General features: G+C 59.0%; 18 protein-coding genes. 12 read left to right on the top strand and 6 right to left on the bottom strand.

What is annotated here, in order from left to right; translation table 11 throughout:
- Positions 1 to 522 (bottom strand): transglycosylase SLT domain-containing protein, encoded by a 522-nt coding sequence (locus tag GHN92_RS08285; protein ID WP_094999830.1) that lies wholly within the window; start codon positions 520 to 522, stop codon positions 1 to 3.
- Positions 523 to 1,755: 1,233 nt separating this feature from the next.
- Between GHN92_RS08285 and GHN92_RS08280 the strand changes: the two genes are divergently transcribed.
- A complete protein-coding gene (locus GHN92_RS08280; RefSeq protein ID WP_153379870.1) occupies positions 1,756 to 2,331 on the top strand; it encodes a GNAT family N-acetyltransferase in 576 nt (191 codons plus the stop codon).
- A 23-nt stretch (positions 2,332 to 2,354) separates the two neighbouring features.
- On the opposite strand, the gene gbcA is transcribed toward GHN92_RS08280, so the two are convergent.
- Positions 2,355 to 3,647 carry a glycine-betaine demethylase subunit GbcA gene (gbcA, locus tag GHN92_RS08275; protein WP_153379868.1) on the bottom strand — a complete coding sequence of 431 codons (1,293 nt, stop codon included), beginning with the start codon at positions 3,645 to 3,647 and terminating at the stop codon, positions 2,355 to 2,357.
- A gap of 281 nt (positions 3,648 to 3,928) precedes the next feature.
- On the opposite strand from gbcA, the gene gbcB reads away from it, so the two are divergent.
- From gbcB to GHN92_RS08260, 3 genes are all read left to right on the top strand, one after another.
- On the top strand, positions 3,929 to 5,029 hold the full coding sequence (gbcB, locus tag GHN92_RS08270) for a glycine-betaine demethylase subunit GbcB (RefSeq protein ID WP_153379866.1): 1,101 nt from the start codon (positions 3,929 to 3,931) through the stop codon (positions 5,027 to 5,029).
- A 145-nt stretch (positions 5,030 to 5,174) separates the two neighbouring features.
- Complete coding sequence (locus GHN92_RS08265) at positions 5,175 to 5,399, top strand: hypothetical protein (RefSeq protein ID WP_095027527.1); 225 nt, start codon at positions 5,175 to 5,177, stop codon at positions 5,397 to 5,399.
- Positions 5,396 to 5,698 carry a cell division protein ZapA gene (locus tag GHN92_RS08260; protein WP_133075246.1) on the top strand — a complete coding sequence of 101 codons (303 nt, stop codon included), beginning with the start codon at positions 5,396 to 5,398 and terminating at the stop codon, positions 5,696 to 5,698. The genes GHN92_RS08265 and GHN92_RS08260 overlap by 4 nt, the downstream gene beginning before the upstream one ends.
- Before the next feature lie 133 nt (positions 5,699 to 5,831).
- Here the strand turns inward: GHN92_RS08260 and GHN92_RS08255 are convergent, their stop codons facing one another.
- The gene (locus GHN92_RS08255) at positions 5,832 to 6,872 is read right to left on the bottom strand and encodes a low specificity L-threonine aldolase (RefSeq protein WP_094999835.1); all 1,041 of its coding nucleotides are present in this window, start codon (positions 6,870 to 6,872) and stop codon (positions 5,832 to 5,834) included.
- A gap of 348 nt (positions 6,873 to 7,220) precedes the next feature.
- Here GHN92_RS08255 and glyA point away from each other — a divergent pair, with 348 nt between their 5' ends.
- From glyA to fdhA, 7 genes are all read left to right on the top strand, one after another.
- Complete coding sequence (glyA, locus tag GHN92_RS08250) at positions 7,221 to 8,474, top strand: serine hydroxymethyltransferase (RefSeq protein ID WP_094999837.1); 1,254 nt, start codon at positions 7,221 to 7,223, stop codon at positions 8,472 to 8,474.
- A 22-nt stretch (positions 8,475 to 8,496) separates the two neighbouring features.
- Positions 8,497 to 9,747, top strand: a complete 1,251-nt coding sequence (locus GHN92_RS08245) for a sarcosine oxidase subunit beta family protein (RefSeq protein ID WP_016782563.1) — start codon at positions 8,497 to 8,499, stop codon at positions 9,745 to 9,747.
- A gap of 14 nt (positions 9,748 to 9,761) precedes the next feature.
- Complete coding sequence (locus GHN92_RS08240; protein ID WP_016782562.1) at positions 9,762 to 10,094, top strand: sarcosine oxidase subunit delta; 333 nt, start codon at positions 9,762 to 9,764, stop codon at positions 10,092 to 10,094.
- Entirely contained in the window at positions 10,091 to 13,108 is a 3,018-nt protein-coding gene (locus tag GHN92_RS08235) for a sarcosine oxidase subunit alpha (protein WP_153379863.1), read from the top strand. Before GHN92_RS08240 ends, GHN92_RS08235 begins: the two co-directional genes overlap by 4 nt.
- Before the next feature lie 12 nt (positions 13,109 to 13,120).
- Complete coding sequence (locus GHN92_RS08230) at positions 13,121 to 13,753, top strand: sarcosine oxidase subunit gamma (protein ID WP_094999980.1); 633 nt, start codon at positions 13,121 to 13,123, stop codon at positions 13,751 to 13,753.
- Between the two features lie 145 nt (positions 13,754 to 13,898).
- Positions 13,899 to 14,756 (top strand): formyltetrahydrofolate deformylase, encoded by an 858-nt coding sequence (purU, locus tag GHN92_RS08225; RefSeq protein ID WP_016782559.1) that lies wholly within the window; start codon positions 13,899 to 13,901, stop codon positions 14,754 to 14,756.
- A gap of 67 nt (positions 14,757 to 14,823) precedes the next feature.
- Positions 14,824 to 16,023, top strand: coding sequence for a formaldehyde dehydrogenase, glutathione-independent (fdhA, locus tag GHN92_RS08220; protein WP_153379861.1), 1,200 nt, complete (start codon positions 14,824 to 14,826; stop codon positions 16,021 to 16,023).
- 119 nt (positions 16,024 to 16,142) lie between these two features.
- Here fdhA and GHN92_RS08215 read toward each other — a convergent pair whose 3' ends face one another.
- Complete coding sequence (locus GHN92_RS08215) at positions 16,143 to 16,817, bottom strand: anti-sigma factor domain-containing protein (RefSeq protein ID WP_094999841.1); 675 nt, start codon at positions 16,815 to 16,817, stop codon at positions 16,143 to 16,145.
- On the bottom strand, positions 16,814 to 17,446 hold the full coding sequence (locus GHN92_RS08210) for a sigma-70 family RNA polymerase sigma factor (protein ID WP_232527652.1): 633 nt from the start codon (positions 17,444 to 17,446) through the stop codon (positions 16,814 to 16,816). The genes GHN92_RS08215 and GHN92_RS08210 overlap by 4 nt, the downstream gene beginning before the upstream one ends.
- A 182-nt stretch (positions 17,447 to 17,628) precedes the next feature.
- Between GHN92_RS08210 and GHN92_RS08205 the strand changes: the two genes are divergently transcribed.
- Positions 17,629 to 18,186: a DUF2780 domain-containing protein gene (locus tag GHN92_RS08205; RefSeq protein WP_094999842.1), complete on the top strand. Its 558-nt coding sequence runs from the start codon at positions 17,629 to 17,631 to the stop codon at positions 18,184 to 18,186.
- Positions 18,187 to 18,189: 3 nt separating this feature from the next.
- Here the strand turns inward: GHN92_RS08205 and GHN92_RS08200 are convergent, their stop codons facing one another.
- Entirely contained in the window at positions 18,190 to 19,077 is an 888-nt protein-coding gene (locus GHN92_RS08200) for an acyltransferase (RefSeq protein WP_094999843.1), read from the bottom strand.
- Positions 19,078 to 19,272 lie beyond the last annotated feature (195 nt).

Here is a 19,272-nt window from a genome sequence, read left to right as displayed (position 1 = left end):
TCATTTGAATTTGCGCTCGCCGCCAGATGCAAATATGGCCTGAGATTTACGGGCGCTAGCCTGAAGTCTTTGCTCGCGCTGGCTGACTAACTGCCCGTAGTACCCCTTGACGCGAAGGGCGTAGCGATTGCGCAGATGTTCACGATTTGGCTTTGTTCCGGCGTTATAGGCGCCCACGGCGTCCCAGCTGTAACCCAGTTGTTTGACAAATTTGGCGAGGATCCAGGCACCGGCCATGACACTGGTGCAGGGTTGAGTCTGTAGTTGATATTCACTAATGCCAAAAGTGGCAAGGTGTTTCAAATGGCGACTGTTGACTTGCATCAAACCTATATCGTAAGTCCCGTCTTTATTGACGTTGCGTGCGGCCGGATTCATTTTCGATTCAACTTGGGCAATGGCATGTAACAGCAACGGATCAATGTCATAGCGGTTGCCTGCATCCTGCCAGCAATTGGCATGAGCGAAGGTCGGTGTTAGTCCGGCACATATGACAAGTATAATCAAAAATGAATGTTTCATATCAAGACCTCGCCGTTTCAGATAACGGATAAAGCAGAGGTGCCAATCTAATCGATAGATTGTTTTATCCTGTTGAATCTACACGGTTTTATTGATAATTAATAAGGAATCCGCAGTGTTAAGTGTGGCGCGCAAGATCACAAAATTTTCACGTTTAAACTATAAGTATTGGCGGGTTTTAGGGGCGTGTTACCTGCAGTTTTTGTAGGTGGTTGAGTGCCTGTATAAACAGGGTAGCGAACAGGCTGCATAAAAATAAATATAGGACTTATTCGATTGATGGCAATTATCCTGCAATCAAAATTGGATCCATTGAAATGAACCGGCTAATAGTGAGTTGGTTGTCTTTTTGTTGGGTTGTTCATTTTGTGAGTGTTTAGAGTTGTTTAATAGGGGGGAGGGGGCTTGCAGGCTGAAATTGATATAATGTTTGGCGTGATGCCAAATCTCTAAAAAGTCTAAGAAACGTGGCAGATGATGGTGATCGATCCAGTGTTTTTAACGTCTGATATCACTGCCTTCGCGAGCGAGTTTGCGGACAGCATTTTAGTAGGCAAGGTACTGCCAGACATCTGCGCAAAGTTACCCCGGGTTTCTGTGTGCCTGCCTGTGGGTAACCTGTCTGTATTTGCTTGCAGGGCCCGGCTGACGTGGCTCCTGCAGGTTTGTACAAAAAATGATCGCTGCCAGGAAATCACACTTGCACAGCGCTTGCTCTATTTACCCACAAACTCTGTTGGTGAAGGTGTGGATAAGTTGTTCGCTCTATCCTGCAGGCCTTTATATTAAAGGGCTCCAAGGTGATGATCAAAAAATGTTCAATCCACGTTGGCATCGTCTTTTGATGGGATAAAACCAGCCAATACAAGGGCTAAGGGAGTTTTCAACAGGGTGGATAAAGTTGCGCACATATTCAGTTGGTCAAACTGTGGATAAGGTGGGTGTGGTTATCTGCAGGCCTTTAAAACCGTGGCTTGTGCAGGTTTGCACAAAAAATGTACAGATGTCTGCCCTGGTAGTGATCCATGACTTCCCCACAGTTGCTGTGGGTGTGCCTGTGGACAAGATGTTGGTGAAGGGCTGTAGCCCTTTGACTGCATGGGCTAGAGGGGAGTGGTTAAAAAACGATCATTAGCATGCAATACATGGACATAAATGAGGCCAGGGTTGCGTGTTGTTGAGTTGAATCGGTTTGAGCTAAAAAGAGTCCTGTGCCCCCGTGGAGTAAAACGAATGAGCGTTTCATTTCGTCCAGCAGTGCGTGCCGATGCACGCGAAATTGCACGTCTTTTTCAGATATCGTCCGAAGGCTGCGCCGATTACATCTGGAGTCAGATGGCGCAGCCGGGTCAGCAACTACTGGACGTCGGGGAGATGCGTTATGCCCGTGCGGGGGTCATATTTTCGTATGAAAACTGCTGGATTGCCGAGGCCGAGGGCCTGGTGATCGGCATGATGCACAGCTTTGAGATGCGCGACGACCCGGATGCCCAGCCTGAGACTGACCCGGTGCTGGCACCTTATGCGGATATGGAAATCCCGGACACGCTGTATATCTCAAGCCTGGCTTTGCATAAGGGCTGGCGAAACCTCGGGTTGGGCGCCAGGTTCTTGCTGCATGCCAAGGCGCGTTGCGGCGAACTGGGGCTGAACGGTTTGAGCCTGATCGACTATGCGGCGAACACAGGTGCCCGTCGATTTTATGAGCGCCATGGTTTTGAGATCGTCAAAACCTGCCACATAACGCCCCACCCGCTGATCCGCGTAACGGGTGAGGCGTATTTGATGCATTGTCCACTTCCCAGTTAAACGCCACCTGCGCAGATGCAGGTTTACTGGGCAACCACACCCTTGAGATACGCCGCAGGCGCCGCCCCCAGGTTGTTCAGCAGCCGCTCGCTGTACCAGTCGACAAAGTTGACCACGCCAAACTCGTAGGTTTGCGAGTACGGCCCTGGCTGGTAGGCGACCGAGTTGATGCCGCGTTGGTTTTCTTCAGCCAGCCGGCGATCCTGGTCGTTGGTGGCGTCCCAGACCTTGCGCATGCGCTCCACGTCGTAGTCCACGCCTTCTACCGCATCCTTGTGCACCAGCCATTTGGTGCTGACCACGGTTTCCTGCGCGCTGATCGGCCATACGGTAAATACGATGATATGGTCGCCCATGCAGTGGTTCCACGAGTGCGGCAAGTGCAGGATGCGCATTGAGCCCAGGTCCGGGTTTTTGATGCGCCCCATCAGTTTTGCACAGCCTTGCTTGCCGTCCAGGGTCATCGAGACCGTGCCCTTGAGCAGTGGCATGCGCACGATGCGGTTACGCAGGCCGAAGCTGGCGTGGGCATAAGGAATTTTCTCGGCGTCCCAGGCGGCTGCGGAGGCGGCGACGTGATCCTTGAATGCCTGGTCGGCGCGCGGGTCGGTGACGTCGTCCCATTCGAACAGGGTCTTGAGCAACTCGGGGTGTGACGCGTTGCAGTGGTAGCACTCGCGGTTGTTTTCCAGCACCAGTTTCCAGTTGGCCTTTTCCACCAGGGTGGTTTGAATCGCCACCTTGGTGTTTTCCATGTCGTAAGGTTCCATATAGTGGTTCAGTGTGGCGAGGAACTCGTCGATGGCGGGAGGGTTCTCGGCCAGGCTGATAAAGATATAGCCGCCCGCGGTTTTGACGTTCACCGGCTTGAGGCCGTATTGCTTCATGTCGAAGTCCGCACCCATCTCGGTGCCGGCAAACAGCAGGCGCCCGTCCAGCTCATAGGTCCACTGGTGGTAATGACACACCAGTTTGGCGACCTTGCCTTTTTCGCTGGTGCACAGTCGCGAACCACGATGGCGGCACACGTTATGAAAGGCATGCACCTGACCTTCTGCGCCGCGAATCACGATAATCGGGTTCTTGCCCACCTGCAGGGTCAGGAAGTTGCCCTTGGCCGGTATCTCGCAAGTCATGCCTGCAATCAGCCACTCCTTCTGGAAGATCTCCTGCATATCGATTTCGAACAGACGCTCGTCGTTATAAAACGGCTGTGGCAGCGAAAATGTCCGCTCGCGGTTCTGCAGCATCTCGGCGGTGGCCTTGCGTGCGGGTTCCAGTGGATCGCCCAGGCTCAAGTTTGCGGTGACGTCCATCGTTGTAGTCCTCATGGCCATCGGATGTGGCCTAAAAATGGCTGATCAGGGGTTCGACGCAAGGCAAAGCAATACAAGTGGTAGTGGCGCTGAGTGTGCGTTCGAAGTGCGCCGCAGCCATATCTACGGGCGACATGGCCCAATCTGTTCCCGACGCTGAAGGTGCTGTTTTCAGGGGCTGGTCGCGATAAGTATGTGGATGTCGCGAATGGATAAATGGCCGCTTCGGGGCATGCGCAGAATCGCCAGCAAGAGGCCGGCTGTCGGCCGTGGAGAAGCGCATGTCCAATAGCTTTCTGAACCCGGTAACCACCCAGACCTGGGCCAATGGCCGACACATCGTGCGATGCGTCAAAGTGATTCAGGAAACCTGGGATGTGCGCACCTTCTGTTTTATGGCCGACCAGCCGATCCTGTTCTTTTTCAAACCGGGGCAATTCGTGACCCTGGAGCTGGAAATCGACGGTGACCCGGTGATGCGCTCGTACACTATTTCCAGCTCACCCTCGGTGCCGTACAGCTTTTCGGTGACCATCAAGCGGGTGCCCGGTGGCCGGGTTTCCAACTGGCTGCACGACACCTTGAGCGAAGGCCAGGAACTGGCCGTGCACGGGCCGGTGGGACTGTTTAACGCCATCGACGCGCCGAGCCCCAAAGTGCTCTATCTGAGCGGTGGTGTAGGTATAACCCCGGTAATGTCGATGGCACGCTGGTTTTACGACACCAACGCCAATGTCGACATGGTGTTTATCCACAGCGCCCGCTCGCCCAAGGACATCATTTATCACCGCGAGCTGGAGCATATGGCCTCGCGTATCGACAACTTCAGCCTGCACCTGATCTGCGAGAAGCACGGGCTGGGTGAACCCTGGGCCGGGTATCGCGGTTATCTGAACCATAAAATGCTCGACCTGATGGCCCCCGACTTCATGGAGCGCGAGGTGTTTTGCTGCGGGCCGACGCCTTACATGAACGCGGTCAAGCGCCTGCTGGAAAGCAACGGTTTTGACATGAGCCGTTACCACGAAGAATCCTTTGGCGCGACGCCGCCTGAAGTGCGGGCTGAAGCGGTAGAACAGGCCGAGCAGGCGGCGGACGCACCGGAGCTGGACGTGGCGGACTTGAACCAGGTGGAATTCACCGCGTCCGGCAAGAGCATTCGTGTGGGCCCAAGCGAGACGGTGCACGCCGCTGCGGCCAAACTCGGGCTGATGATCCCCAAGGCCTGCGGCATGGGCATTTGCGGGACGTGCAAGGTGCTGAAACTGGGCGGCGAGGTGGAGATGGAGCACAACGGCGGCATCACCGACGAAGATGTGGCCGAGGGTTATATCCTGTCGTGCTGCAGTGTGCCGAAAGGGGATGTGCGGATCGAGTTTTGACCGGCTTTCGTGGCTCCAGAACCCGTGCCGGGAACAAAGGTTGCAAACCACAGTCTTTAGGGGTCTGAAAGCAAGGTTGCCGCTAGCTTAGCCGGTGACTTTTCTTTATCGTACGCGCCCTTCGAAACTGCTTGAGAACATCACCATGATTGAGTCATCCCTTAGCAAACTGGAACAACTGGTCAGCGATCTGGTTCAGCAAAAGCAAGAGCTGCTGGACGCCAACGAGCAACTGAATGCCGAACTGGCTCAGGCCCGTGACGAAAACGAAAGCCTGCAACTGACCCTGATGGAACAGGAAGAGAAGCAAGGCGCGACCGCAGCCCGCATCCAGGCATTGGTTGAGCGCGCGAGCCCTGTCAGCGCATGAGCGTGGACAGAGACGGAGTAAATGTCGTCTCGATTTTGGGTAACGACTACACGATCAAGGCGCCGGAGGGGGAGCAGAAAACCCTGATGGCGGCCACGGTCATGTTGAAAGCCGCCCTGGCCGAAACGAAAAGAAAGTACCCGAGCCTGATCGGGGACAAGCTGCTGGTGCTGGCAGCACTGAATCTGTGTTCAAAACAGATTGAGTTGCAACTGAGCCACAAACAGGAACTCGACCGTTATCAAGAGCAAGTCAGCGCCACGGTCGATGTGATTGAGCGAACCCTGGGGCAATCCTGAGTATTCGTAAATCAGTCACCCTCTGTAGGAGCGGGCTTGCCCGCGATGGCATCAGCGCAGTCGTTCAGACTAACCGCGTTGCCTGAATCGCGAGCAAGCCCGCTCCCACAGTGTTATTGATGTTACGTGCGCTTTAAGCGGACATCACTTCGCGAATATCCGCCGCAAGTTCCCGCACCCGTGCTTCCTCGGTATCCCACGAGCACATGAAGCGTGCCCCGCCCTTGCCGATAAAGGTATAGAAGCGCCAGCCCCTGGCGGTCAGTGCCGCTACGGCCGGTTCCGACAGTTGCAGGAATACGCCATTGGCTTCCACCGGAAACATCAGCTCGACCCCCGGAATGTCACTCACCAGTTGGCTCAGCAACTGCGCGCAGTGGTTGGCGTGGCGCGAGTGTTTGAGCCAGGCGTCGTTTTCCAGCAGGCCGACCCAGGGCGCAGACAGAAAGCGCATTTTCGAAGCCAGTTGCCCGGCCTGTTTGCAGCGGTAGTCAAAATCCACTGACAAGGCATGGTCGAAAAACAGAATCGCCTCGCCCACCGCCATACCGTTCTTGGTGCCGCCAAAGCACAGCACATCCACCCCGGCTTTCCAGCTCAGTTCGGCGGGCGTGCAGCCCAGAAATGCGCAGGCATTGGAGAACCGCGCGCCGTCCATGTGCAACAACAGGCCCAACTCCTTGCAGGTGTCGCTGATCGCGCGGATTTCTTCAGGGCGGTACACGCTGCCGACTTCAGTGGCCTGGGTGATGGTGACCACCCGCGGTTTTGGATAGTGGATATCTTTGCGCTTGAGGGCGATCTCGCGGATTGACTCGGGGGTGATCTTGCCGTTTTCAGTGCGGGCGATCAGCAGCTTGGAGCCGTTGGAAAAAAATTCCGGAGCGCCACATTCGTCCGTCTCGACGTGGGCGGTCTCGGAGCAGATCACGCTGTGAAAGCTCTGGCACAGGGACGACAGCGCCAGGGAGTTGGCCGCCGTGCCGTTAAAGGCGAAATACACTTCGCAGTCGGTTTCGAACAGTTTGCGAAAATCGTTCGAGGCGCGCAGCGTCCATTCGTCGTCGCCGTAAGAGCGCTGGTGGCCGTGGTTGGCTTTTTCCATGGCGGACCAGACTTCAGGGCAGATACCGGAGTAGTTGTCGCTGGCGAATTGTTGGCTCTTGTCAGTCATTTCCCGGTTCCATGGTCGAATAGTGTTGTGCACTTTATCCAAGAATCCGGCAGGTGCACAGGCGCGACTTAAAGTGCGGAAATGCCCTACAAAAGAATAACCAAAAGCCATGTAACAAAATGTGGGAGCGGGCTTGCCCGCGATGGCATCTCCCGGTTTCGCCAGACAAACCTCGCAGCCAGTATCGCGAGCAAGCCCGCTCCCACAGGGTTATGGGAAACCATGTCGTAAACGCACCATTGCGTGGCGTCCATGGGCATTTGGTCTGCCTGCGCCAGCTCTACCATCTGGCTCAAAGGGCATTAGCCCCACCGAGACCAAAAGGCGCGCTGGCGCTGGGAGAACGCAATGTTCAGCAAGCAGGATCAGATCCAGGGTTACGATGACGCCTTGTTGGCGGCCATGAATGCTGAAGATCAGCGCCAGGAAGATCACATCGAACTGATCGCCTCCGAAAACTACACCAGCCAGCGGGTGATGGAAGCCCAGGGCAGCGGTCTGACCAACAAGTACGCCGAAGGCTACCCAGGCAAACGCTATTACGGCGGCTGCGAACATGTGGATAAAGTTGAGCAGTTGGCCATCGACCGCGCCAAACAGTTGTTCGGCGCCGATTACGCCAACGTGCAGCCGCATTCCGGCAGCCAGGCCAACGCAGCCGTCTACCTGGCATTGCTCAACGCCGGTGACACCGTGCTGGGCATGAGCCTGGCCCATGGCGGTCACTTGACCCATGGGGCCAGCGTCAGTTTTTCGGGCAAGCTGTACAACGCCGTGCAGTACGGCATCGACACCAGCACCGGCTTGATCGACTACGACGAAGTCGAGCGTCTGGCTGTTGAACATCAACCCAAAATGATCATTGCCGGGTTCTCGGCCTACTCAAAATTCCTCGACTTCCCACGCTTTCGTCAGATTGCAGACAAGGTGGGAGCCTACCTGTTTGTTGACATGGCCCACGTTGCCGGTCTGGTCGCTGCCGGGTTGTACCCCAACCCGCTGCCGTATGCCGATGTGGTGACCACCACCACCCACAAAACCCTGCGCGGCCCCCGTGGCGGCCTGATTCTGGCCAAGGCCAACGAAGCCCTGGAAAAGAAACTCAATTCGGCGGTGTTCCCCGGCGGTCAGGGCGGGCCCTTGATGCACGTGATCGCGGCCAAGGCAGTGTGCTTCAAGGAAGCGCTGGAACCGGGTTTCAAAACCTATCAAAAGCAGGTCATCGACAACGCCCAGGCCATGGCCGAGGTGTTTATCAAGCGTGGCTATGACGTGGTCTCGGGTGGTACCGACAATCATCTGTTCCTGCTCAGCCTGATCCGCCAGGGATTGACCGGCAAGGACGCCGACGCCGCCCTGGGCCGCGCCCATATCACGGTCAACAAGAATGCCGTGCCTAACGACCCGCAATCACCTTTTGTGACCTCGGGCCTGCGTATCGGCACCCCGGCGGTGACCACCCGTGGTTTCAAAGTGGCGCAATGCACGGAGCTGGCAGGCTGGATCTGCGACGTTCTCGATCACCTCGGCGATGCCGATATCGAGGCCGATGTGGCCCGCCAGGTGACTTCGCTGTGCCAAGACTTCCCGGTTTATCGCTGAGCGCGTTTTTGGAGTAGATCCTATGCAACGGTATTCAGGCTTCGGCCTCTTCAAGCACTCCCTCAGCCACCACGAAAACTGGCAGAAGATGTGGCGCACGCCGACCCCGAAAAAGGTCTATGACGTGGTCATCGTCGGCGGCGGCGGCCATGGTCTGGCAACTGCTTACTATCTGGCCAAGGAACACGGCATCACCAACGTGGCCGTGGTTGAAAAAGGCTGGTTGGGTGGCGGCAACACGGCACGCAACACCACCATCGTGCGCTCCAACTATTTGTGGGACGAGTCGGCGCACCTGTACGAACACGCGATGAAGCTATGGGAAGGTTTGTCCCAGGACTTGAACTACAACGTGATGTTCTCCCAGCGCGGCGTCTATAACCTGTGCCACACCCTGCAGGACATGCGTGACTCCGAGCGTCGGGTCAGCGCCAACCGCCTCAATGGTGTGGACGGTGAACTGCTCAACGGCAAACAAGTAGCGGACGAGATTCCCTACCTCGATTGCTCGAAGAACACCCGCTACCCGATCATCGGCGCCACCGTACAACGGCGTGGCGGCGTGGCCCGCCATGATGCCGTGGCCTGGGGCTTTGCCCGTGCCGCCGATGCTCTGGGCGTAGACCTGATCCAGCAAACCGAAGTGCTCGGCTTTCGCAAGGAAAACGGCGTGTGCATCGGCGTCGAAACCAGCAAGGGCTTTATCGGCGCCAAGCGCGTCGGTGTGGTCACGGCTGGCAACTCGGGGCATATGGCGCGTCAGGCCGGCTTTCGCCTGCCGATCGAATCCCACCCGCTGCAAGCGCTGGTGTCGGAGCCGATCAAGCCGATTATCGACAGCGTGATCATGTCCAACGCCGTACACGGCTATATCAGCCAGTCCGACAAGGGCGACCTGGTGATCGGCGCGGGTATTGACGGTTGGGTCGGCTACGGCCAGCGCGGTTCGTATCCGGTGATCGAGCACACGATCCAGGCGATTGTGGAAATGTTCCCCGTGTTGTCCCGCGTGCGCATGAACCGTCAGTGGGGCGGCATCGTCGACACCACACCCGACGCCTGCCCGATCATCTCGAAAACCCCGGTGCCCAATCTGTTCTTTAACTGCGGCTGGGGCACGGGTGGATTCAAGGCCACGCCGGGTTCGGGCAACGTGTTTGCTGCCAGTCTGGCCAAGGGCGAGATGCACCCGCTGGCCGCGCCGTTTTCCATTGACCGGTTCCACACCGGTGCCCTGATCGACGAACACGGCGCTGCCGCTGTCGCCCACTAACAGGAGAAATACCCATGTTGCATATCTTCTGTCCCCATTGCGGCGAGCTTCGCTCCGAAGAGGAGTTCCACGCCAGCGGCCAGGCGCATATCCCGCGCCCGCTCGACCCTGGCAGTTGCACCGACGCAGAATGGGGCGACTACCTGTTCTTTCGCGACAACCCACGCGGCCTGCACCACGAGCTGTGGAACCACGTCGCCGGTTGCCGGCAGTTTTTCAATGCCACGCGCAATACCGTGACCTACGAAATTCTTGAAACCTACCTGATCGGCAGCAAGCCGCAGTTCACTGAGCAGGCAGCACCTGCGGCCACCACGGCCACCCGCGAGCTGGGAGAAAAAGTATGAGCCAGACCCATCGCTTGCCCAATGGCGGCCGCGTTGACCGCACCAAGGTGCTGAGCTTCACATTCAACGGTCAACAATACAAAGGCTACGAGGGCGACAGCCTGGCGGCCGCTTTGCTGGCCAACGGCGTTGACGTGATTGGCCGCAGTTTCAAATATTCCCGGCCCCGAGGCATCTACGCTGCCGGTGCTGAAGAGCCCAACGCGGTGTTGCAGATCGGTGCCACCGAGGCCACGCAAATCCCCAACGTGCGCGCCACGCAGCAGGCTTTGTACCAGGGCCTGGTGGCCACCAGCACCAACGGCTGGCCCAACGTCAACAATGATGTGATGGGCATCCTCGGCAAGGTCGGCGGCAAGCTGATGCCGCCGGGCTTTTACTACAAAACTTTTATGTACCCGCAGTCGTTCTGGATGACTTACGAGAAGTACATCCGCAAAGCCGCAGGCCTGGGTCGCTCGCCGACCCAGAACGATCCCGACACCTACGACTATATGAACCACCACTGCGACGTGCTGATTGTCGGCGCAGGCCCTGCAGGTCTGGCCGCGGCACTGGCAGCAGCGCGCAGCGGTGCGCGGGTGATCATCGCCGATGAACAGGAAGAATTCGGCGGCAGCCTGCTCGACAGCCGCGAAAGCCTGGACGGCAAACCGGCCATGGAGTGGGTGGCCAAGGTGATCGCCGAACTCAAGACGCTACCCGACGTGATCCTGTTGCCCCGCGCGACGGTGAACGGCTATCACGACCACAACTTCCTGACTATTCACGAACGTATCACCGACCACCTCGGCGATCGCGCCCCTATCGGTCAGGTACGCCAGCGTATTCACCGGGTCCGGGCCAAGCGCGTGGTATTGGCCACCGGTGCCTGCGAGCGGCCGTTGGTGTACGGTAACAACGACGTACCGGGCAATATGCTCGCCGGAGCCGTGTCCACCTATGTGCGCCGCTATGGCGTGGCACCGGGCAAAAAACTGGTGCTCAGTACCAACAACGATCATGCCTACCGCGTAGCCCTGGACTGGCTCGACGCCGGCCAGCAAGTGGTTGCTGTTGCCGATGCACGCAGCAACCCCCGTGGTGCGCTGGTCGAAGAAGCTCGGGCCAAAGGCATTCGCATCCTCACCGGGAGTGCGGTGATCGAAGCCCGTGGCAGCAAGCATGTAACGGGTGCACGAGTGGCGGCGATCGACGTCAAGGCTCTCAGCGTTGCCAGCCCCGGCGAGTGGCTGGAGTGCGATTTGCTGGCCACTTCGGGCGGCTACAGCCCGGTAGTTCACTTGGCCTCGCACCTGGGCGGCAAGCCGACCTGGCGTGAAGATATTCTCGGTTTCGTCCCCGGCGAAGCACCGCAAAAGCGCGTATGTGTGGGCGGTATCAATGGTGTCTACCCGCTAGGCGACAGCCTGGCCGATGGTTTTGAGGGCGGCGCACGTGCGGCCAGCGAAGCCGGTTTCAAGGCCGTGGAAGGGGTGTTGCCCAAAGCCCTGAATCAGCTGCAGGAACCGACCCTGGCGCTGTTCCATGTGCCCCACGAAAAAGGTACGGCGCGGGCACCGAAGCAATTTGTCGACCTGCAAAACGACGTCACTGCTGCGGCCATCGAACTGGCGACCCGTGAAGGGTTCGAGTCGGTTGAGCACGTCAAACGCTATACCGCGCTGGGCTTCGGCACGGATCAAGGCAAGTTGGGCAACGTCAACGGCCTGGCCATTGCCGCCCGCTCGCTGAACGTGACCATCCCGCAGATGGGCACCACCATGTTCCGGCCCAACTACACGCCGGTGACCTTCGGCGCGGTGGCGGGGCGCCATTGCGGGCATATTTTCGAGCCGGTGCGCTACACCGCGCTGCAAGCCTGGCACGTCAAGCAAAGCGCTGAATTTGAAGACGTCGGCCAGTGGAAACGGCCGTGGTACTTCCCGCGTAACGGCGAAGACATGCATGCGGCGGTCAAGCGCGAATGCAAAGCGGTGCGTGACAGCGTCGGCATTCTCGATGCCTCTACCCTGGGCAAGATCGACATCCAGGGTCCGGATGCCCGCGAGTTTCTCAACCGTATCTACACCAATGCCTGGACCAAACTTGATGTGGGCAAGGCCCGCTACGGGCTGATGTGCAAGGAAGACGGCATGGTCTTCGACGACGGCGTGACGGCCTGCCTGGCCGACAATCATTTCGTCATGACCACCACTACCGGCGGCGCGGCCCGTGTGTTGCAGTGGCTGGAAATTTACCAGCAGACCGAATGGCCCGAGCTGAAGGTCTACTTCACCTCGGTCACCGACCACTACGCGACCCTGACCTTGTCCGGCCCCAATAGCCGCAAGTTGCTGAGCGAAGTGACCGACATTGATCTGGATCGCGAGGCGTTCCCGTTCATGACCTGGAAAGAAGGCCTGGTGGGCGGTGTGCCGGCGCGGGTGTTCCGTATCTCGTTTACCGGCGAGCTGTCCTACGAGGTCAATATCCAGGCTGACTACGCCATGGGCGTGCTGGAAAAAATCGTCGAGGCGGGCAAGCAGTACAACCTCACCCCTTATGGCACCGAGACCATGCACGTGTTGCGGGCCGAGAAGGGCTTCATCATCGTTGGTCAGGACACTGACGGTTCCATGACCCCCGACGACCTGAACATGGGCTGGTGCGTGGGCCGCACCAAACCGTTCTCGTGGATCGGCTGGCGCGGCATGAACCGTGAAGACTGCGTACGTGACCAGCGCAAGCAGCTGGTGGGGCTCAAGCCCATCAACCCGACCCAATGGCTGCCCGAAGGCGCGCAACTGGTGTTCGATGCCAAGCAGTCGATCCCGATGACCATGGTCGGCCACGTGACGTCGAGTTATGCCCACAACTCACTGGGTTATTCATTTGCCATGGGTGTGGTCAAGGGCGGCTTGAAGCGTATCGGCGAACGGGTGTTCTCGCCCCAGGTCGACGGCAGCGTGATCGAGGCTGAAATTGTGTCTTCGGTGTTCTTCGACCCGAAAGGCGACCGGCAGAATATTTGAATGGGTGATCTCATGACCACAGCCAACGTATACCAACAGCGCCCGGAGTCGGGCGCCAAAGCCGAATCCTCGCTGCACCATGCCAGCCTGGCCGGCCTGATCGGCAAGGGCCGGAAAAACCCTGGCGTGACCGTACGCGAGAAAAAACTGCTGGGCCACCTGACCCTGCGCGGTGACGCCAAAGACCCGGCCTTTGCCGAAGGCGTGCACAAGGCCCTGGGCCTGGAACTGCCCGTGGCCCTGAGCCTGGTAGCCAACGCTGATACCTCGCTGCAATGGATGGGGCCGGATGAGTGGCTGCTGATCGTCCCCGGTGGCCAGGAGTTCGCCGTGGAGCAAGCTCTGCGGGCGGCGCTGGCGGGGCTGCATATTTCGGTGGTCAACGTCAGTGGCGGGCAACAGCTGCTGGAACTGAGCGGGCCGAAGGTGCGCGAGGTGCTGATGAAGTCCACCAGTTATGACGTACACCCCGACAATTTCCCGGTGGGCAAGGCGGTGGGCACGGTGTTCGCCAAGTCGCAGCTGGTGATTCGTCATACCGGCGAAGACACCTGGGAACTGCTGATCCGCCGCAGTTTTTCGGATTACTGGTGGTTATGGTTGCAGGATGCGGCGGCTGAATACGGGTTGAGCGTGGAGGCGTAAACCCGCCTGCTGTCCCCTGTGGGAGCGGGCTTGCTCGCGATGGCAGCCCCTCGGTCAACCGGATGCACCGAGTTGTTTGCATCGCGGGCAAGCCCGCTCCCACACCTGTACGTGCGCATTCCAACAACAACCAAGGACTCCCGCCATGAGCCGCGCCCCCGACACCTGGATCCTCACCGCCGACTGCCCGAGCCTGCTGGGTACCGTCGACGCGGTGACGCGTTATCTGTTTGAGCACCGCTGCTACGTCACCGAACACCATTCCTTCGACGATCAGCGTTCGGCGCGTTTTTTTATCCGCGTTGAGTTCCGCCAGCCCGACGGCTTCGATGAACACGAATTTCGCGCCGGCCTGGCCGAGCGCGGCCAGGCCTTTGGCATGACGTTCGAACTGACACCGCCACACCATCGGCCCAAAGTGCTGATTATGGTGTCCAAGGCTGACCACTGCCTCAACGACCTGCTCTATCGCCAGCGCATTGGCCAGTTGTCGATGGACGTGGTGGCCGTGGTCTCCAATCACCCCGATCTGGAGCCTCTGGCGCAGTGGCACGGCATCCCCTACCACCACTTCGCCCTCGACCCGGCCAACAAGCCTGCGCAGGAGGCCAAGGTTTGGCAGGTGATCGAAGACACCGGCGCCGAGCTGGTGATCCTCGCCCGCTATATGCAAGTGCTGTCCCCCGAGCTGTGTCGCAAGCTCGACGGCAAGGCGATCAACATTCACCACTCCCTGCTGCCCGGCTTCAAGGGCGCCAAGCCCTATCATCAGGCCTACGAGAAGGGCGTCAAACTGGTCGGTGCTACCGCCCATTACATCAACAACGACCTCGACGAAGGCCCGATCATTGCCCAGGGCGTCGAGGTGGTAGACCACAGCCACTACCCCGAAGACCTGATCGCCAAGGGCCGTGACATCGAAGCGCAAACCCTGGCGCGAGGCGTGGGCTATCACATTGAGCGGCGCGTTTTCCTAAATGGAGGTCGTACCGTGGTGCTGTGAGCCCGCGCCACCTTCTAAGCTGCAAGCAGCAAGTTAATCCCGCCAATAACAACTAAGGGTGAATACGATGGCTGACAATCGCGGTGTGGTGTACCTGGGCAACGGCCAGGTTGAAGTGCAAAGCATTCCTTTCCCCAAGATGCAGAACCCTCAGGGCAAGCCCATCCACCACGGCGTAATCCTGCGGGTAGTGTCGACCAATATCTGCGGCTCCGACCAGCATATGGTGCGTGGCCGCACCACGGCGCAAACCGGGCTGGTGCTGGGTCATGAGATCACCGGCGAGGTGATCGAGGCCGGGCGTGATGTGGAACACCTGAAAGTCGGCGACCTGGTTTCGGTGCCGTTCAACGTGGCGTGCGGCCGCTGCCGCAGCTGCAAGGAACAGAACACCGGCGTGTGCCTGACCGTCAACCCGGCCCGTCCCGGCGGCGCATATGGTTACATGGACATGGGCGACTGGGTTGGCGGTCAGGCTGAATATGTATTGGTGCCTTACGCCGATTTCAACCTGCTCAAGCTGCCGAATCGCGATGCGGCGATGGAAAAAATCCGCGACCTGACCTGCCTCTCCGACATCCTGCCCACCGGCTATCACGGCGCCGTCACTGCTGGCGTTGGCCCTGGCAGCACGGTGTATATCGCCGGTGCTGGCCCGGTGGGGCTGGCGGCTGCGGCTTCGGCGCGCTTGCTGGGTGCGGCGGTGGTGATTGTCGGTGACGTTAATCCGATTCGTCTGGCCCACGCCAAGGCGCAGGGTTTTGAAATTGCCGACCTGTCCAAAGATACGCCCCTGCACGAACAGATCGCCGAACTGCTGGGCGAGCCGGAAGTGGATTGTGCGGTGGATGCAGTGGGTTTTGAAGCTCGCGGGCACGGCCATGACGGGGTCAAGCATGAAGCACCGGCCACGGTGCTCAACTCGCTGATGGGCGTGGTGCGGGTGGCGGGCAAGATCGGCATTCCGGGCCTGTATGTGACCGAAGACCCGGGTGCGGTAGACGCGGCGGCGAAGAAGGGCAGCCTGAGCATCCGCTTCGGGTTGGGCTGGGCCAAGTCCCACAGCTTCCACACCGGGCAGACGCCAGTGATGAAATACAACCGCCAGCTGATGCAGGCGATCATGTGGGACCGAATCAAGATCGCTGACATCGTAGGTGTTGAAGTGATCAGCCTGGACGACGCGCCGCGGGGCTATGGCGAGTTCGATGCCGGTGTGCCGAAGAAGTTCGTGATCGACCCGCACCGGATGTTCAGCAAGGCATAAACACCAGCGCCAACCCTGTGGGAGCGGGCTTGCCCGCGATTGCAGCACCTCGGTTATTGAGATGTACCGAGTTGTCTGCATCGCGAGCAAGCCCGCTGCCACAAGTGCGTGGATTGTTTTTACAGGCTGGCCAGCGGCCCCTGATACAGCACGGGGCCCGTCGGTTGACCGGTGGGCGAGCCGCCTTGCGGTTCCAGGCTCACGGCGAGCACCACCGGCACCCTGATGAGTTGCTGCTGACTTTGGCTAAGGGTTATGCGGCCATCGCCATCGCGGGGGATCAGTCCAAGGGACACCGGTTTGCCTTCAACCGGTATCGCCCACAGTTCCAGGCTGCTGCCCCCATCCACCGCCGACAGCTCCAGCGGTTTTACTTTCAGATAATCGCTGTGGGCCTCGATGCTCAGGCCGGGCTGCGCAGTGCCGCTGAGCAGGGTGGCTTTGTATTGCACGCTGTCGCGGTTGTAGAGCAGGCCGGCAGTCACGACGATCAGCAATGAGCAGGCAAGTGCACTCAAACGCAGCCAGTTCCAGAACGGACGCTTTGCCGGCACATGCAGGGTTTGCGGCTCGATACGGGCCACGATGGCCCGCCACACGCGATCCGGTACGGGTTGCTCGATCAGTGGCTCGGTCAGCAGGTTGAGGTGTTCCAGCCAGCGGGCCAGTTCGGCGCGCAGGAGCGCGTCGCCCTGCAGCAGTTGCTCAAAACGCCTGCGGGCCGTGGGCGGCATCAGCCCGATGGCGTAATCGGCGGTCAGCGCACGGCGTAACTCGGGTGTTTGATAGTTCATGATTCGAGGCACCTGCGCAGTCGCTGCATACCCCGGCGAATCCAGGATTTGACCGAACCGAGGGGTGCCGCCAGTTGCTGTGCCAGCTCGCTGGCGCTCAGCCCATGGAAGTAGGCGCTGGTGATGCTCTGGAGTTGCATGCCTTCGAGTTGTTCCAGGCACTGGTTGAGGGCGCAGGCTTCACGGGCGCTGCCCAGTTGGTCGAGGGCGCTGGGACTGTCATCGGCCACGTTGTCTTGCTGCTGGTCACTCAAGGGCAATTCACGGTGTTTGCGCAACTGGTCGATGGCCTGGTTGCGGGTGATGGTGATCATCCAGGTCAGCGGTGCCGACAAATGGGCTTCGTAACGTGAGGCGCTGTGCCAGATACGCACAAAACTTTCCTGCACCACATCCTCTGCCAGGTCGCGTCGGCCCATGCAGCGCAAGGCCACGCTGTACAAGCGCGGGGCCACGCTGCGGTAGAGGGTTTCAAAGGCGCGTCGATTACCCAATGAACATTGGGCCAACAGCTTTTCAAGGTAATCGGTATTGGCGGTTAAAATAGCTGTTCTCCCCTCAAAAAAAGCCAGGACTTCAGACCAGTTGTCGGTTGAGGGTAGTTCAGGGTATAGGGTTGTTCCAATCATGTGAGTTACCTCGCTGCTCTGTATACGCAGGCAAGGGCTCAGCGGATGCACTCGTTTTCAATTAAGATTACAGACCGTTTGACCCGATAGTGGCACTTGGGAACATCTGCCCGGTTTTTGGGTCTTACCCATAGTTTTACCGCTCCCTGGCGGGCGGCTTTTTGGTTCTAGAGGTTGAAGCGATGAAAAAGTTGAGCGGCGTGGCACTGGCAACATTGATGACCGTGGCAGCGAGCCCGGTGTTCGCAGGTTTCAGCCTGAGCGACGTAGCCAACGTGGCCGCGCAGGTTCAGGGTGGCAACGGTAATGGCGCCACCACGGACAAATCGGCCCAGGCCGTGCAGATGCTGACCAAGGTCAACGAGCTGGGCGTCAAGCCTGAGCAGGCAGCGGGCGGTATTGGCGCGATGTTGAGCCTGGCGAAAAACCAGCTGACCTCCAGCGACTACTCCGAACTGACTCAGCAAGTGCCGGGCGTGAACAAGCTGGCTGGCGCCGGTGCCCTGGGTCAGTTGAGCCAGTTGGGCGGCCTGCTGGGCAAATCCAGCGGTGTTTCCGAGACCGCGACCAGCGCTGTCAGCAACGTGGCCAACACTGACCAGCTGAACGCCGCATTCACGGCGCTGGGCATGCAGGACGGTATGGTTGCCAAGTTTGCTCCGGTACTGCTGGACTACTTCAAGGGCCAGAACGTCAGCACTTCGCTGCTGAGCAAGCTGGGCAGCGCCTGGGGCGTTTAAAGGCTAGCCGCGCTCGGCACGCAAGGTGCTGATACGCTGGTCTTTCAGGGTCCAGAGCTGGTTGACCCAGCTCTGGACCTGCTCACGAAACACCGGGTCGTTTTCGTAATCCCCCTGCCACAATGCCGGATCCAGTTCGCGGGTCTGTATATCGACAATCACCTTGGGCACCTGCCCGCTGATCAACTGCCAAAAGCCCGGAATCTTTGCCTGTGGATACACCACAGTCACGTCGAGCACGGCATCCAGCTGTTCGCCCATCGCCGCCAGCACAAACGCCACCCCGCCTGCCTTGGGCTTGAGCAGCCAGGTATAGGGTGAATGTTGTTGCGCGTGTTTGGCCGGGGTAAAGCGCGTGCCCTCGAGGTAATTGACGATCGTCACCGGCTGGCGCTTGAACAGTTCGCAGGCAGCCCGGGTGATCTTCAGGTCTTCGCCTTTGAGCTGCGGATGTTTGGCCAGAAAGGCCTTGGAATAGCGCTTCATGAACGGGTAGTCGAGCGCCCACCAGGCCAGGCCCAGAAAGGGGACCCAGATCAGTTCTTTTTTCAGGAAGAATTTGAAGAATGGCGTGCGCCGGTTCAGGCCCTGCATTAACGCGGGGATATCGACCCACGACTGGTGGTTGCTGATCACCAGATACGAGGTATCGCGGCTCAGACCTTCGGCGCCGCGAATATCCCATTGGGTGGGCAGGCACAGGGCAAAAATGCGTTTGTCGATTTCGGACCAGGTTTCGGCAATCCACATCACCGCCCGCGAATTGTAATCGCGCAGGCGCCCCGATGATGCCAGTTTGAGCAGGGCAAATAGCATCAACGGCCCGAACAGGATCAGGGTGTTGCACAGCAACAGCAGGGTAACCAGACAGCCGGTGAGCAGGCGGCGCATAAGCAACTCTTGAACGTTTAAGGACTGGCCATGATAAGCAGACTGGTGCTGAACGCCAAATCCATGGACCTTGTGGGAGCGAGCCTGCTCGCGATAGCCTCAACGCGGTGAAGCAGACTCACCAGGTCGCCAGTATCGCGAGCAGGCTCGCTCCCACACACCCAGTGTGAACCTACTGTGGATAAGTGGTCTAAC

The sequence above is a fragment of the Pseudomonas sp. FSL R10-2964 genome, from assembly GCF_009600035.1.
GTDB lineage: Bacteria > Pseudomonadota > Gammaproteobacteria > Pseudomonadales > Pseudomonadaceae > Aquipseudomonas > Aquipseudomonas bubulae.
Note: the sequence above shows the minus strand (reverse complement) of the source record. Positions and strands in the feature narration are given on the sequence as shown.

Coding starts and splice junctions, on each gene's coding strand:
- GHN92_RS08285 (WP_094999830.1), bottom strand. CDS start 522: ATGAAACATTCATTTTTGATTATACTTGTCATATGTGCCGGACTAACA.
- GHN92_RS08280 (WP_153379870.1), top strand. CDS start 1,756: ATGAGCGTTTCATTTCGTCCAGCAGTGCGTGCCGATGCACGCGAAATT.
- gbcA (WP_153379868.1), bottom strand. CDS start 3,647: ATGGACGTCACCGCAAACTTGAGCCTGGGCGATCCACTGGAACCCGCA.
- gbcB (WP_153379866.1), top strand. CDS start 3,929: ATGTCCAATAGCTTTCTGAACCCGGTAACCACCCAGACCTGGGCCAAT.
- GHN92_RS08265 (WP_095027527.1), top strand. CDS start 5,175: ATGATTGAGTCATCCCTTAGCAAACTGGAACAACTGGTCAGCGATCTG.
- GHN92_RS08260 (WP_133075246.1), top strand. CDS start 5,396: ATGAGCGTGGACAGAGACGGAGTAAATGTCGTCTCGATTTTGGGTAAC.
- GHN92_RS08255 (WP_094999835.1), bottom strand. CDS start 6,872: ATGACTGACAAGAGCCAACAATTCGCCAGCGACAACTACTCCGGTATC.
- glyA (WP_094999837.1), top strand. CDS start 7,221: ATGTTCAGCAAGCAGGATCAGATCCAGGGTTACGATGACGCCTTGTTG.
- GHN92_RS08245 (WP_016782563.1), top strand. CDS start 8,497: ATGCAACGGTATTCAGGCTTCGGCCTCTTCAAGCACTCCCTCAGCCAC.
- GHN92_RS08240 (WP_016782562.1), top strand. CDS start 9,762: ATGTTGCATATCTTCTGTCCCCATTGCGGCGAGCTTCGCTCCGAAGAG.
- GHN92_RS08235 (WP_153379863.1), top strand. CDS start 10,091: ATGAGCCAGACCCATCGCTTGCCCAATGGCGGCCGCGTTGACCGCACC.
- GHN92_RS08230 (WP_094999980.1), top strand. CDS start 13,121: ATGACCACAGCCAACGTATACCAACAGCGCCCGGAGTCGGGCGCCAAA.
- purU (WP_016782559.1), top strand. CDS start 13,899: ATGAGCCGCGCCCCCGACACCTGGATCCTCACCGCCGACTGCCCGAGC.
- fdhA (WP_153379861.1), top strand. CDS start 14,824: ATGGCTGACAATCGCGGTGTGGTGTACCTGGGCAACGGCCAGGTTGAA.
- GHN92_RS08215 (WP_094999841.1), bottom strand. CDS start 16,817: ATGAACTATCAAACACCCGAGTTACGCCGTGCGCTGACCGCCGATTAC.
- GHN92_RS08210 (WP_232527652.1), bottom strand. CDS start 17,446: ATGATTGGAACAACCCTATACCCTGAACTACCCTCAACCGACAACTGG.
- GHN92_RS08205 (WP_094999842.1), top strand. CDS start 17,629: ATGAAAAAGTTGAGCGGCGTGGCACTGGCAACATTGATGACCGTGGCA.
- GHN92_RS08200 (WP_094999843.1), bottom strand. CDS start 19,077: ATGCGCCGCCTGCTCACCGGCTGTCTGGTTACCCTGCTGTTGCTGTGC.